11 protein-coding genes are annotated in these 13899 nt (G+C 75.3%); 9 read left to right on the plus strand and 2 right to left on the minus strand.

Features of this window, described 5'->3' with window-relative positions; translation table 11 throughout:
- The 3 genes from ACQRUO_RS28075 to ACQRUO_RS28085 all read left to right on the plus strand — a co-directional run.
- Window positions 1–1053 (plus strand): dihydrolipoamide acetyltransferase family protein (locus ACQRUO_RS28075; RefSeq protein ID WP_428318886.1); only part of this gene is annotated, 1053 nt, incomplete at its 5' end.
- 232 nt (window positions 1054–1285) lie between these two features.
- A complete protein-coding gene (locus tag ACQRUO_RS28080) occupies window positions 1286–2533 on the plus strand; it encodes a M64 family metallopeptidase (protein ID WP_428318887.1) in 1248 nt (415 codons plus the stop codon).
- A gap of 61 nt (window positions 2534–2594) precedes the next feature.
- Window positions 2595–3968, plus strand: a complete 1374-nt coding sequence (locus tag ACQRUO_RS28085; protein ID WP_428318888.1) for an MFS transporter — start codon at window positions 2595–2597, stop codon at window positions 3966–3968.
- Window positions 3969–3995: 27 nt separating this feature from the next.
- Here the strand turns inward: ACQRUO_RS28085 and ACQRUO_RS28090 are convergent, their stop codons facing one another.
- Window positions 3996–4832 (minus strand): maleylpyruvate isomerase family mycothiol-dependent enzyme, encoded by an 837-nt coding sequence (locus tag ACQRUO_RS28090; RefSeq protein WP_428318889.1) that lies wholly within the window; start codon window positions 4830–4832, stop codon window positions 3996–3998.
- A 122-nt stretch (window positions 4833–4954) separates the two neighbouring features.
- Here ACQRUO_RS28090 and ACQRUO_RS28095 point away from each other — a divergent pair, with 122 nt between their 5' ends.
- The 3 genes from ACQRUO_RS28095 (at window position 4955) to ACQRUO_RS28105 (ending at window position 7457) form a co-directional block, all read left to right on the plus strand.
- A complete protein-coding gene (locus tag ACQRUO_RS28095) occupies window positions 4955–5752 on the plus strand; it encodes a carbon-nitrogen family hydrolase (protein ID WP_428318890.1) in 798 nt (265 codons plus the stop codon).
- A gap of 139 nt (window positions 5753–5891) precedes the next feature.
- Complete coding sequence (locus tag ACQRUO_RS28100; RefSeq protein ID WP_428318891.1) at window positions 5892–6767, plus strand: GntR family transcriptional regulator; 876 nt, start codon at window positions 5892–5894, stop codon at window positions 6765–6767.
- A gap of 42 nt (window positions 6768–6809) precedes the next feature.
- A complete protein-coding gene (locus ACQRUO_RS28105) occupies window positions 6810–7457 on the plus strand; it encodes a hypothetical protein (RefSeq protein ID WP_428318892.1) in 648 nt (215 codons plus the stop codon).
- 249 nt (window positions 7458–7706) lie between these two features.
- Here the strand turns inward: ACQRUO_RS28105 and ACQRUO_RS28110 are convergent, their stop codons facing one another.
- Window positions 7707–8495: an SLATT domain-containing protein gene (locus ACQRUO_RS28110; RefSeq protein ID WP_428318893.1), complete on the minus strand. Its 789-nt coding sequence runs from the start codon at window positions 8493–8495 to the stop codon at window positions 7707–7709.
- Window positions 8496–8845: 350 nt separating this feature from the next.
- Here ACQRUO_RS28110 and purD point away from each other — a divergent pair, with 350 nt between their 5' ends.
- From purD to ACQRUO_RS28125, 3 genes are all read left to right on the plus strand, one after another.
- Entirely contained in the window at window positions 8846–10129 is a 1284-nt protein-coding gene (purD, locus tag ACQRUO_RS28115; protein WP_428318894.1) for a phosphoribosylamine--glycine ligase, read from the plus strand.
- Window positions 10130–10658: 529 nt separating this feature from the next.
- Complete coding sequence (locus ACQRUO_RS28120) at window positions 10659–12191, plus strand: hypothetical protein (RefSeq protein WP_428318895.1); 1533 nt, start codon at window positions 10659–10661, stop codon at window positions 12189–12191.
- A 143-nt stretch (window positions 12192–12334) separates the two neighbouring features.
- A complete protein-coding gene (locus ACQRUO_RS28125; RefSeq protein ID WP_428318896.1) occupies window positions 12335–13882 on the plus strand; it encodes a N,N-dimethylformamidase beta subunit family domain-containing protein in 1548 nt (515 codons plus the stop codon).
- Window positions 13883–13899: the final 17 nt, after the last annotated feature.

The following is a 13899-nucleotide window of genomic DNA, read 5'->3' on the forward strand; positions in this document are numbered from 1 at the left end:
CGCCGGGCCCGGCGCACCACCGAGGCCCCCGCCAAGGCGGCCCCGGTCGTCGCCCCGGCTCCGGTCGTGGCGGCTCCGGTCCTCGCGCCGGCTCCGGCCGCCGCTGCGGCGCCGGCCCAGCCGGTGGCCGGCGACGAGCGCCCGCTGGCCAAGCCGCCGGTCCGCAAGCTCGCCAAGGACCTGGGCATCGACCTGCGCACCGTGGTCCCGACCGGCCCCGGCGGGATCATCACCCGCGAGGACGTGCACGCGGCCGCGGCCCCGGCCGCACCGGCCCCGGCGGTCGTCGAGCCGGTGGCCACCGCCGCCTTCGAGCCGGCCCCCGCCGTGGTCCCGGTGGCGGTCTCCGGCGGCGACGTGCGGATCCCGGTCAAGGGCGTGCGCAAGGCCACCGCGCAGGCGATGGTCTCCTCCGCCTTCACCGCGCCGCACGTCACCGAGTTCGTCCAGGTCGACGTCACCCGCACGATGAAGCTGGTGCGCACCCTCAAGGAGACCGGCGAGCTGGGGGCCGGGGTGCGGGTCAGCCCGCTGCTGCTGGTCGCCAAGGCGCTGCTCACCGCGATCCGGCGGCACCCGGAGATCAACGCGAGCTGGGACGAGGCGGCGCAGGAGATCGTGCTGCGCGGCCAGGTGAACCTCGGCATCGCGGCCGCCACCCCGCGCGGCCTGATCGTGCCGAACATCAAGGACGCCGGCGCGCTCACCCTCACGGGGCTGGCCACCGCGCTCGGCGAGCTGGTCGAGACCGCCCGCCAGGGCAAGACCTCGCCGGCCGCGATGAGCGGCGGCACGGTGACCATCACCAACGTCGGCGTGTTCGGCGTGGACACCGGCACCCCGATCCTCAACCCGGGCGAGGCCGCCATCCTGGCCTTCGGCCAGGTGCGGGAGCTGCCCTGGGTGCACAAGGGCCGCGTGGTGCCGCGCCAGGTGACCACGCTGGCGCTCTCCTTCGACCACCGGATGGTCGACGGCGAGCTGGGCTCCAAGGTGCTGGCCGACGTGGCCGCGATCCTGGAGCAGCCGAAGCGGCTGATGACCTGGGCCTGACGGTCGAGTCCCGGGCCCCGCACCTCCTCGTGAGGTGCGGGGCCCGCGGCGTTTTCGGGCACGAGTCCCGCGGCGTGTCGGGCGCAAGCCGGGTGACCCGTTGGGCGTGTCTGCACCGCCCGGCGGGTGAGATGTGTTAGCGACAGGCTCACCCACCGCGGTCGGGCGGGTACCTCTCTGCGACCCCCACCCGCGCGCCCGCCGGGTGACCGGAGCACCGAGGACCGTCCGTATGACGCCTGGCAATCCTGGCCGTCTCATCCGGAGTCTGGCCGCACTCGCCCTGCTCGCGGCAGCCGTGCTGCCCGCCGCCCTGGAGCTGACCGAACCCGCGCCGTTCGCCGTGATCGGCCCGGCCGCCGGCCCCTCCACCGATCGTCCCGCCCCGCCCCACGGCGGCGTGGCGGCCGGGGCGGCGGTGCGGCTGCGCACCGGCGCCGCGCCGACCATCGAGATACGCCGCACCGGCGACCCGGCCAACCGGATCACCCTGGTGCTGCTCGGCGACGGCTACACCGCGGCCCAGCAGGACCTCTTCCAGCAGCAGGCCGACCAGGCGTGGCGGGCCCTGATGGTGATCGAGCCGTTCCGCACCTACCAGGACTACTTCAACATACGGCGGGTCGACGTCGTCTCCCCGACCGCGGGCATCGCCGAGGGGCAGGGCCGGGGCAAGCACCCCACCACCCCGCTGGGCATGCACTTCTGGTGCGAGGGGACCGCCCGGCTGCTCTGCGCCGACGAGGCGGCCACCGCCCAGTACGCGGGGGTCGGCGCGGGGCCGCAGTACCTGATCGCGCTGGCCAACTCGACCGAGTACGGCGGCGCCGGCGGCACCGGGGTGACCACGCTCTCCGGCGGCAGTCCGGACGCGGGGCGGATCATCCAGCACGAGATCGGCCACACCCTCGGCGACCTGGGCGACGAGTACGACAGCGCGCCCAAGGACGCCGACTACCCCAACCTCTCCGCCCAGGGCGCCGACGCGATGCGCCGCGACCACTCCAAGTGGTGGCGCTGGCTGGGCGCCGACTCGCCGGACGGCGGCGGCCTGGTGGGTGCCTACCGCAGCGCCAACGGCCTGTACCGGCCGACCCCGGACTCGGTGATGCGCACCCTGGGCGGCAGCTACAACCTCCCCTCCCGGGAGGCGATCATCGAGCAGGTCTACCGGCGGCTGTCCCCGGTGGACGGCGCCGAGCCCGCGCCGGGCCGGGTGGTCGGCCGCCCCCGGCTGACCGTGCGGCCGCTGCACCTGACCGGGGACCGGCAGCTCCAGGTGGACTGGAAGGTGGACGGCAGGCCGGTGCAGCCGACCGCGGCGGACCGCAGCTGGCTGGACTCGGCGAGCCTGCCGCTGACCCCCGGGCAGCGCGTCACGGTGACCGCGACCGTGCGGGACACCACCGACTGGGTGCGCGACGAGGCCTTCCGCGACCAGCACATGACCAGGAGCGTCAGCTGGGTGCTGACCGGGTGAGCGGGATCACGCTCGCCCGGCCGGCACCATCGAATGATGGGATGACTAATCTGGGTGCACTATGACCGTGGACCCAGCCAGCGCAACCCGCTCCCCCAGCGTCCCTGGTCCCCGACTCCACGCCACCGCTGCCGCTGCCGCCGCCGACAACGTTGCGGCCCCGGTGGCGAGCGCGACCACCGGCCCGCCCGGCGGTCGCGCCGCCTGGTTCGCCTGGGGCGTCGCCGTCAGCGTCTACGTGCTGGCCGTGATCCACCGCACCAGCCTCGGGGTGGCCGGCCTGGACGCGGTCCACCGGTTCGGCATCAACGCCGCCGCGCTCTCCACCTTCTCGATCGTCCAGGTGCTGGTCTACGCCGCGATGCAGGTCCCGGTCGGCCTGCTGGTGGACCGCTTCGGCCCGCGCCGGGTGCTGCTGCTGGGCGTGGTGCTGCTCACCGCCGGTCAGCTGGCCTTCGCCTTCAGCACCGCCTTCGGGCCCGCGCTGGTCGCCCGGGCGGTGCTCGGCTGCGGCGACGCGATGACCTTCATCAGCGTGCTGCGGGTGGCCGCCCGCTGGTTCCCGCCGGCCCAGAACCCGCTGGTCGCCCAGCTCACCGGTCTGGCCGGGATGGGCGGCAACCTGGTCACCACGGTGGTGCTCGCTCAGGCCCTGCACAGCGAGGGCTGGACCGCGAGCTTCACCGGCATCGCGCTGCTCGGCGTGCTGGCCCTCGCCCTGGTCGCACTGCTGCTCCAGGAGGCCCCGGCGGGCGCCGCGCCGCTGGTCGCGGCCGGCGAGCGGGCGCCGGTCCGGGACCAGCTGCGCGACTCCTGGCGCGAGCCGGGCACCCGGCTGGGCCTCTGGGTGCACTTCACCACCCAGTTCCCGGCCAACGCCTTCGCCCTGCTCTGGGGCCTGCCCTACCTGGTGGAGGGGCAGGGGATGAGCCGCGGCGAGGCCGGCGGCATGCTCACCCTGCTGGTCTTCGCCAACATGTTCTTCGGCCTGCTCTTCGGGCGGCTGCTCTCCCGCGGCCCGGCGGTGCGGATGCCGATCGTGCTCTGGGTGATCGGCGCCACCGGCGGCTGCTGGGCGTTGGCGCTGGCCTGGCCCGGCGGGCACCCGCCGCTCTGGCTGCTGGTGCTGCTGCTCTTCGTGATGGGCAGCAACGGCTCCGCCTCGCTGGTCGGCATCGACTACGCCCGCTCGCACAACCCGGTGCACCGCCTGGGCACCGCCTCCGGGATCGCCAACATGGGCGGCTTCCTGGCCACCATGGTCACGCTGCTCGGGATCGGGGTGCTGCTGGACCTGCTGTCGCCGGGCGGCGGCGGGGGCGGCTACTCGGCGGCGGCCTACCGGGGGGCGTTCTGCTGGATGTACGTGCCGCTGGTGCTGGGCACGCTGATGATCCTGCGGCTGCGGCGGCAGGTCGCCCGGGCGGCGGCGTAACCGTCCGCCACCCGGGCGACCTTCGACTCAGTGGGTCTGGGCGAAGTTCGCCAGCACCCGCTGGGCCAGCTCCTGGTCGCCGTCGATCCGCAGCGCACCGGCCGGCAGGCCCTCGGCCCGGACCCGCCCGCAGGCCAGCCGCAGCCAGGTCTCCCAGTCCATGCCGAACTGCACGTCCGGGCCGAGGCTGACCTGGCTGTCGATCGAGCCGCGGCCGCCCTCGTCCACCCGGACGGTGCGCAGGAATTCCAGCGGCCCGGTGACGTCGAAGGCCACCACCGAGCCGGCCGGGGCGCCGGCCAGCTTGGCGACCACCTTGGGCAGGCCGGCCAGCAGCAGGTCGCGGGTGATCTGGGCGGCGGGGGAGTCCAGGTTGCCGGGCAGCCCCACGGCGCGCCGCAGGTCCTGCTCGTGCACCCAGACGTCGAGCACCCGCATCCGCAGCAGCCGCTCGTAGGGCAGCTCGAAGGAGTACGGCCCGGCCGGGAAGCGCACCTGGTCGTCGGGGCCGGTGGTGGCGTTGCGCAGCGCCCGCGCGCGCCGGATGATCACGTACTCCAGCTCCGAGGTCATCTCGGGCGCGGTGTGGCAGCGGCGCTTGTCCACCGGGAGTTCGAGGTAGCGGGAGACCTCGTCCTTGATGTGCCGCAGGTCGCTGGGGAGCGAGTGGATCGGCCGCGGGTCGCCGAGCAGCTCCGACTCCACCGCGATGACGTGCGAGACCACGTCGCGCACCGACCATCCCGGGCAGTCGGTCGGCCGGTTCCACGAGTCACCGGGCAGCGCGGCCAGCAACTCCGCTATGGACTCGATGGAGTGCGTCCAGGCATCCGTGTAGGCCTGCACGGCCTGATTGTCGGTCACAGCTTTTCTTCTCCGGCCCATCCGTCGGCTCTTCGCGCTAACCGCACGTTACGCTGCCGGGAGAGAGCAGGGCAGCGCTTTCGGGTGACGATCGTAGGTCTCTTGACGTGGACGGTGGTAGTGTGCGCGCCTCATTGATCCAACTCTCCGTTTCCGACGGCGAACCCGCGGCCGAGCGACGGGCCCGGGCAGCGGCCCTGGTGCACGCCCAGCAGGGCGCCGACCTGGTGGTCCTGCCGGAGCTCTGGCCGCTCGGCGGATTCGCCTATGACGCCTGGTCGGACGGCGCCGAACCGCTGGATGGCCCGACCGCCGACGTGATGTCAGCAGCGGCGAAGGCGGCCGGAGTCTGGCTGCACGCCGGCTCGATCGTGGAGCGCGACCCGGACGGTCCGGCCTACAACACCTCGCTGCTCTTCTCGCCCACCGGCGACCTGGTGCACACCTACCGCAAGATCCACCGCTTCGGCTTCGACAGCGGTGAGGCGGTGGCGATGGGCGCCGGGCAGGAGATCGTCACCGCACCCACCGACTTCGGCACCCTGGGCCTGGCCACCTGCTACGACCTGCGCTTCCCGGAGCTGTTCCGGGCGCTGCTGGACGCGGGCGCCCAGCTCCTGGTGGTGCCGGCCGCCTGGCCGGAGCGGCGCCGCGAGCACTGGACCCTGCTGGCCCGGGCCCGGGCGGTGGAGGAGCAGTGCTTCGTGCTGGCCTGCAACACCGCCGGCACCCACGGCGGGGTCGAGCAGGCCGGTCACAGCCTGGTGGTCGACCCGTGGGGCAAGGTGCTGGCCGAGGCCGGGATGGGCGAGGAGGTGCTGACCGTCGAGTTCGACCCGGCCGAGGTGGCCGCCGCGCGGCGGGACTTCCCGGTGCTGCGCGACCGGCTGCTCGGCATCCCGGCGCCGGTCCAGCGCTGAGCGCCGGGCCGGCGCCGACCGCCCGGGCGGCATCCGGTGGGCCCACGCGGGTGGTTTTTGCGCGGATTTTGAGAAGATGACCCCTCGACGATGGCCCGACCCGGGCCCGGCGGCCGGTCGAAGGAGGCGTGCGGTGAGCATGAGCGGTCTGGGAAGGCTGCCGATCCAGCGCAACAGCCTGCGCGAGCAGATCGCCGGCGCGCTGCGTGAGGAGCTGATGGCCGGGCGGCTGGCGGCCGGGGCCAACTTCACGGTCAAGGAGATCGCCGAGCTGTACGGCGTCTCCGCCACCCCCGCCCGGGAGGCGCTGGTCGACCTGGCGGCGCAGGGCCTGCTGCGGGCCGAGCACCACCGCGGCTTCACCGTGCCGGAACTCGGCTGGTCCGACTTCCTGGAGATCTTCGAGGCCCGGGTGATGCTCACCGACAGCGGCTTCCGGCGGCTGGCGACGCAGCCGAGCCGCTACGACTGGAGCCGGCTCAGCTCGCTGCGCCGGCGGGCCGAGGCGGCGGCCCGGGCGGCCCGGGCCGGGCAGCTGGACGTGATGGTCGGCTGCGACCGGCGGTTCTGGAACGAGCTCTCCGCCTTCCTGGACAACCAGCGGATCGCCGACTACCTGGACTGGCTGCGGGTGCAGTCCTGGATGTTCGCGGCCCGCTACCTGCGGGCCCAGGAGCGGCTGGCCGGCGTCTGCTGGGACCGGCAGGGCGAGCTGGTGGAGCAGATCGCGGCCCGTGACCTGGCCGGTGCGCACCGCACGGTCAACCAGTACAACCTCTTCACGGTGCGGCTGCTGGCCGACCTGACCGGGGAGTCGTTGGACAGCGTGGCGGTGCTGCCGCTGCTGCTGGCCGAGCCGACCTGGACCGCGCCGGCGCCGCCCGGCGAGCCGCCGGCCGACCGGCCCCAGCCGGCCGACCGGCCCGGGCCCGCAGCCGAGCCCGCGGCCCGGCCCGAGCCCACTGAGGCGCAGGCCACCGAGCTCCCGGCTCCGCGGGACTCCCGCGCCCGGTAGGGTGGTTGGCGCAAGCCGAGCGAGTGAGAGGATGAGCGGCCCGTGGCCTGTGACCTCTGGCTCGTACCACTGGTGGACGTACTGAGCCACAACCCGGAGAACCCGTTCCGCGACGACCTGGCGGTCTACAACGCGGCGCTGACCGTGCGCGGCCTGCCCGCGGTGCCGGTGTACGAGTTCGCCCCGGGGATCACCGGCGAGGTCGAGCCGATAGCGGCCTTCGACTACGACTCGCTGCACTTCCTGCGCCGCGCCTACCTGCTCCAGCTCACCGGCTTCCAGCTGACCCCGGTGGACGCGCTGGGCGGCGACTACGAGCAGTTGCTGGAGATGTTCGAGGCCACCGCCGAGCAGTCCCACCTGGTCTGGCACTTCGACCACGCCGGGGCCTACGTGCCGATCGAGTTCCCGGTCCCGCTGGTGGACCAGGACCTGCTGACCAACGGCGGCCCGCTCGGCTCCTCCTACGGGCTGCTGCGCGAGCTGCAGGCGATCGCCCCGGCGCTCGGCATCGACCCGCTGGACCCGCCGGGGCCGACCCGCCCGCTCGGGCCGACCGTGCTGGAGCAGCCCTTCGGTCCGCCGCTGGACGACGTGCACCCGTACGCCCGGGAGCGGCACGCCTGGGCCGGTCTGTACGCGGCGGCCACCCGCAGCCTCACCCAGGGCTCGATGGTCGTCTTCGCCTGAGCCGGCCAGGCAAGGCCCGGCCAGGCCCGGTCCGCCCGCCGCTGCCTAGGGCCTGTCTTCAAACTCCCGTCTGCGCGGCGACGCCGGGGCACGCACCTCGACGGCTTCTCGTCAGTCGCCGATGGCCCCCAGCCTTCGGCCGGGAGGTGCCCCCACCGCATGGACTCCCTCCTCGGCGCCGCCGATGCACGCACCCCAACGCCGCCGCGCCCGCCCTTCGGGCGGACGACGGGAGTTTGAAGACAGGCCCTAGCGCAGCGGGCCCTCCGGCGGCCGCTGGCGCGGCATGGTGGGCCGGGTGCCGGGCGGCGGCAGCACCCGCACCGGCGCCGGGGTGCCGCTCTCGCCGCGCCCGCCCCAGCTGCCCGGCGCCTGGGTGGGCAGCTGGGTCATCCGGGCCCGGAACTCCAGCATCCACTCCGAGGTCTCGCTGCGGACCAGCTCCGAGATGTCCTCGCAGAACCGCCGCAGCACGCCCAGGCAGCGCTCGGCGGCCTCGCCCGCGGTGCCCTCGGTGGGGCCGAGCACCTCGCGCACGCACTCCGAGGCCCAGTCGAACTGGAAGGCCTCCAGCCGCCGCTGCAGCGCCTGCGCGGTGGAGACGTCCCGCATCCAGCCGCTGCTCAGGCCGAAGGCGCGGTCCACCGCGAGGCAGCCGCCGGCCAGCGCCAGTGCCACGTACCCCCAGGCGGTGCCGTGCGGCAGCCGGCCGGTCAGCTGCACCAGCGGCAGGGTCACCCCGGCCACCCCGAGGGTGGCGGCGCCGACCCGCAGCAGCCGCGCCCAGCGGCGCTTCCAGAGGCGGTCCCGGCGGTACCAGTCGATCGCCTCGACCGCCCGCTCCTCGGACCAGCGGTAGAGCTCCTCCAGCCGTTCGGCCGGTTCGCCCCAGTCGCCCAGCGGGAACTGGCGGGCGCTCAGGTCGGCGCGGTGCCTGGTCACGGCCCGGTCCCGGCCCGGGACCGGGGCGGGCTGGTCCTCCTCGCCGAGGTCCTTGCCCCAGGGACTCTCCTCGGGTTGCATTTCGGGCTGGCTCACCTGTGGGGCTCCCTCGACCGGCCCGGCCGGGCGGCCGGGCCTGAACTGCTGGGCGGACTGCTGCGGGCACTGCTGGGTATCCAACAGCACTTCTTACCGCCAAATGGCTGACCGTGTGGTGCCTCCGCCATGATCGTTACCCGAAAGGAGGTCCGTAACCCGTGGTCGCAGGGTTGCGGAAGTCGGCGGGATTTCACTCTTCCGAGCGAGGACCCGGGGTGTGTCGAACCTGACCGGGTCCGTCGCTTGGTGGAACGAACAGGCAAGGTCGCTGTTCGAGGGGCTCCGGCTGGACAATCGCACATCCCGGTGGACCAGCGGGAAGGGGCCACCGGCTACCCTTGCCAAGCGTGAAGGTCCTCGTCATCGGCGGCGGCGCCCGCGAACACGCCCTGTGCCGCTCCCTGTCCCAAGATCCTGCCGTCACCGAGCTGCACTGCGCCCCGGGCAACGCCGGGATCGCGCAGCTGGCGACGGTCCACCCGGTCGACCAGCTCTCCGGCACCGAGGTCGCCGCGCTGGCCCGGCAGCTGGCCGCCGACCTGGTGGTGGTCGGCCCCGAGGCGCCGCTGGTGGCCGGGGTGGCCGACGCGGTGCGCGAGGCCGGCATCCCGGTCTTCGGCCCCGGGCGGCCCGCCGCCCGGCTCGAGGGCTCCAAGGCCTTCGCCAAGGACGTGATGGCCGGCGCCTCGGTGCCCACCGCCCGCTCCTACGTCTGCACCACCGCCGAGGAGGCCGCCGAGGCGCTGGACGCCTTCGGTGCCCCCTACGTGGTCAAGGACGACGGCCTGGCGGCCGGCAAGGGCGTGGTGGTCACGGCCGACCGCGCCGCCGCGCTGGCCCACGCCGCCGCCTGCATGGGGGCACCCCCGGCCGGAGGCTGGGGGAGGGTGGTGATCGAGGAGTACCTGGACGGCCCGGAGGTCTCGCTCTTCGCGATCACCGACGGCACCACCGTGCTGCCGCTGCAGCCCGCCCAGGACTTCAAGCGCGCGCTGGACGGCGACGCCGGCCCGAACACCGGCGGCATGGGCGCCTACTCGCCGCTGCCCTGGGCCCCGGCCGGCCTGGTCGACGAGGTGCTGGAGACCGTGCTGCAGCCGACCGTGGACGAGCTGCGCCGCCGCGGCACCCCGTTCTCCGGCCTGCTCTACGCCGGCCTCGCGCTCACCTCGCGCGGCACCCGGGTGATCGAGTTCAACGCGCGCTTCGGTGACCCCGAGACCCAGGTGGTGCTGGCCCGGCTGCGCACCCCGCTGGCCGGGCTGCTGCTGGCCGCCGCCACCGGCGTGCTGGCCGACGTGCCGCCGCTGCGCTGGGCCGAGGAGGCCGCCGTCACCGTGGTGGTGGCCGCCGAGGGCTACCCGGCCGCGCCCCGCTCGGGCGACGTGATCGAGGGCCTGGAGCGGGCCGAGGCCGCGGACGGCTCGGTCTGGGTGCTGCACGCGGGCACCGCCGCCGACGACGCCGGCCGGGTGCTCAGCGCCGGCGGCCGGGTGCTCTCGGTCACCGCGACCGGCAAGGACCTGGCCGAGGCCCGGGAGCGGGCCTACGCCGGGGTGGCGGAGATCGAGCTGGCCGGCTCGCACCACCGCACCGACATCGCACTGGCGGCCTCCCGCGCGGCCGACTGAGCCGCCGCCGCGAGGCGGCGCGCGGGCGACCGCGCGGCGCACCACCGAAGGCACCCCGAGGGGCGCTGGGTCCGGATCATCCCACCGGGCGCAGCGCCCCTCGGCGTTCCCCGCTGCTCGCGCGGGTGTTCGGCCCCCCGGCCGACGGTTGCGAACGGAGGGCCGATTCCAGCCCTTCGAGTGAATGACGCGTCATCGGGCTGACGCATGGGCACCGAGGGCCGTATGGTGCGCTGAACCGCGGAGCCGGCGGGGGTGGAACCGCGGACGGGTTCGCGGTTCCACCGGGTGCGCCGGCCCGCGCGGGGGGAAGCTGCAAGGACCGGTCGGACCGTCACCGGGACGGGTGGAAACCGGGTCGGACCGGAACACCCGGACCGGCGCATGCGTCAGAACCGGCAGGAGGACCGCGCGGCACGGCCGGCGGTCACTCCGCGGCCGGCGGCCGTGCTGCTCCGGCGTTCCACCGCAATCCCGCAGTTCGGCAGCAAGCCCGATGGTCCCGACTCCGAAGGGGGTGCAGCACCGGATGACCGCTTTCGACGCCGCCCGCGCGCGGGCGCACGCCGTGCTGCGGATCCGTGCCCTGGCGAGGGCTGCGGCCCTGCTGCCCGCCGCGCTGGCCGTGGTGCTGGTGGCCGGGCGGATCACCGGCCGGATCGGCGCCCCGGGCGCCCCGGACGCGGCGGGCTGGGACGTGGTGCGCTGGGTGGTCGGCGCGCTCGCCGTGCTCACCGCCGTGGTGGCGCTGGCGGCCGCGCTGCGGCACGCCCGCGCGGTGCCGCCGAGCACCCCGGCGGTGCCGGTGCCCGCCGAGCAGGCGCCGGAGCTGCACCGGCTGATCGAGGACCTGGCGGACCGGCTCGGGGTGCCCGCGCCGGTCGGCATCGCGCTCACCCCGGACTGCGACAGCTGGCTGGAGGAGCCGCCCGCCCCGCCCCGCCCGGGCCCGCCCCGGCGGCCCGCCGCCCCGCACCACCGGGCGCCCGGGCAACTGCTGGTGATCGGCTCGCCCTTCCTGTGGTGGATGCGGGCCGGCGAACTGCGCGCGCTGCTGGCCCCGGTGGTGGCCGGCACCGCGGCCGCCGCCGACCCGGAGATCGCCGCCGCCCGCCGGTTCGTCCGCGGCCTGGACGCCGCGCTCGGCAGCGGCCGGCGCACCCCGTGGTCCCGGCTGCTCGACCGGATCACCCGGGCGCTGCTGAAGGCCTGCCGCGAGCACGTGGCGGAGCTGGAGCGCTCGGCCGCCGCCGCGGCCGCCGAGCAGGCCAAGCTGGTCGACTACGGCCTGCGGATCGCCGCCCAGGGGCAGGTCGGCCTGGCCTACGCGGGCTGGGACCGGCTGCTCACCAGGGTGGCGCTGCCGGCCTGGCGGCTGGGCCGCTGCCCGGCCCAGCTGAACGCCGGCGTGGTCGCCGCGCTGACCGAGCTGTCCCGGCGCGACCGGTTGGCCGAGGGCTACGAGAGCCGGCTCGGCGAGCGCCCGGCCTGCGACCTGCTGGAGGAGCCCGGCCCGATGGACGCGGCCGTCTCGCTGCTGGCCGCCGAGCTGTTCCACGGCCCGGTGCCCGGCGGCCGGGCCGACCTGCTCTGGGAGGAGTACCCGGAACAGGTGGTGGACCGCGGCTGGCGGCTGCAGGCGATGGCGCTGCAGGAGGCGCTGGACGGGCTGGCCCCGGTCGGCGGCGAGCGCCCGGCCGTCGCCCCGGCGCCGACCCTGGCCCGGCTGCTCGACCAGCTCGCCGCCGGTGGCGCCGACCGGCTGGCCCGGGCGCTCGCCGCGGCCCCGCCGCCGGTGGTGCCCGGGGCGGCCGAGCGCGGCGGGCGCGAGTTGCTGGCCGACTGTGTGACCGCGATGGTCTGCTGCGCCGCGGTCGACAGCGCCGGCGGCCGGCCCGGCCTGGACTGGCTGGACGGCCCGGTGCTGCTGCTCGGCGGGGTGCGCCGGGGCGACCTGGCCGACCCCGTGGTGGAGGCGGTGGAGCAGGGCGCCGCCGGCCCGTTGCGCAGCTGGCTGGAGGCCGCCGGGGTGCGCCTGGAGAAGCCCGTCCGACTCGGCTGACGATCCGTCAACAGTCCTCTGGTCAGTCCTGGTTGACACGACTTTGAACGTGGGGTGACGCGCCGTCGGCACTCTGTGGTCTGCTGGACCACACGCACATTTCGGTGGCACATGCCACGAGCGGGGCAGCTGGGAGGGACGGCGTGGACAGGGAGTCGTCTGGTCGCAGATGGGAGTCGGGGACGCTCGCGCACGGAGTCGCGGACCCGTTCGGCCAGGGGCCGCTGCCCTGGCTGCGAAGTCCCGACCAGTACCTGGCCGGTGCCGAGGGCGCCGTCCCCTGGTACGTCAGCACCGACGCTCCGGGCCAGCAGCCGCTGCCGGCCGCCGCGCCCGGCGGCTGCCGCCCGCCCGGCACCCCGCGCAACTCCGACGACGTGGTCCAGCAGATCAAGGGCTTCGCCTCGGGCGGCGCGGTCCACCCCGGCGGTTCGGTGGACCTGCGGATCACCGTGCACCCGCCGCGCGACTTCGTGGTGGACGTCTACCGGATCGGCCACTACGCGGGCGCCGGCGCCCAGCACATGACCTCCTCGCCGCTGATCGCCGGGCTCCGCCAGCCGGCCCCGCTGGTGGCCGGACGGACCGTCAGCTGCCACCACTGGTGGCACTCCTGGCGCCAGCAGATCCCCGCCCACTGGCGGCCCGGTGCCTACGTCGCGGTGCTGACCACCGCCGACCAGCGGCACCGCAGCCACATCCCGTTCACGGTGCGCGACCCGGCGGGCGGCACCCCGTCCGCGGACCTGTTGCTGGTGCTGCCGGACGTCACCTGGCAGGCGTACAACCTGTTCCCGGAGGACGGGCGCACCGGGGCCAGCCTCTACCACGCCTGGGACGGGGAGGGCCGGCTGCTCGGCGAGGCGGACGCGGCGATCACCGTCTCCTTCGACCGCCCGCACGCCGGGGCCGGCCTGCCGCTGCATGTCGGGCACGCCTACGACTTCATCCGCTGGGCCGAGCGGTACGGCTACGACCTGGCCTACGCCACCGCGCTGGACCTGCACGCCGGCCGGGTGGACCCGTCCCGGCACCGGGCGCTGGTCTTCCCCGGGCACGACGAGTACTGGTCGGAGCCGATGCGCCGGTGCGTGGAGCGGGCCCGGGACGACGGCACCTCGCTGGTCTTCCTCTCCGCCAACACCATGTACTGGCGGGTCGAGCTGGCCTTCGGCGCCTCCGGAGAGCCGGCCCGGCTGCTCAACTGCCGCAAGCGCCAACGGGTGCACCCGCAGTCGCCGGCGGCGGGACCGGCCGGGCCGGTCAGCGCGCTCTGGCGGGACCAGGGGGAGCCCGAGCAGCAGCTGCTCGGCGTCCAGTACGCGGGCCGGGTGGCCCAGCCGGTGCCGCTGCGGGCCGGCAACACCTGGCACTGGCTCTGGGCCGGCACCGGACTGCGGGACGGCGACGAGGTGGCCAACCTGGTGGCCGGCGAGGCCGACCGCTACTTCCCCAGGGTCGCGCTGCCCGTGCACACCGAGCGGATCCTGCTGGCCCACTCGCCCTACCGGGACGAGCGGGGCCGCCCGCGCCACCAGGAGACCTCGCTCTACCGGGCGCCCAGCGGGGCCTACGTCTTCGCCGCCGGCACCTTCGCCTGGTCGCCCGCGCTGGACCGGCCCGGGCACACCGACGAGCGGATCCAGAAGGCCACCGCCAACCTGCTGGACCGGGTCTGCAAGGACGGGTGAGGCGGCCCCGGGAGGTG

Origin of the sequence: Kitasatospora sp. LaBMicrA B282 (assembly GCF_050325825.1) — a bacterium.
Classification (GTDB): domain Bacteria; phylum Actinomycetota; class Actinomycetes; order Streptomycetales; family Streptomycetaceae; genus Kitasatospora.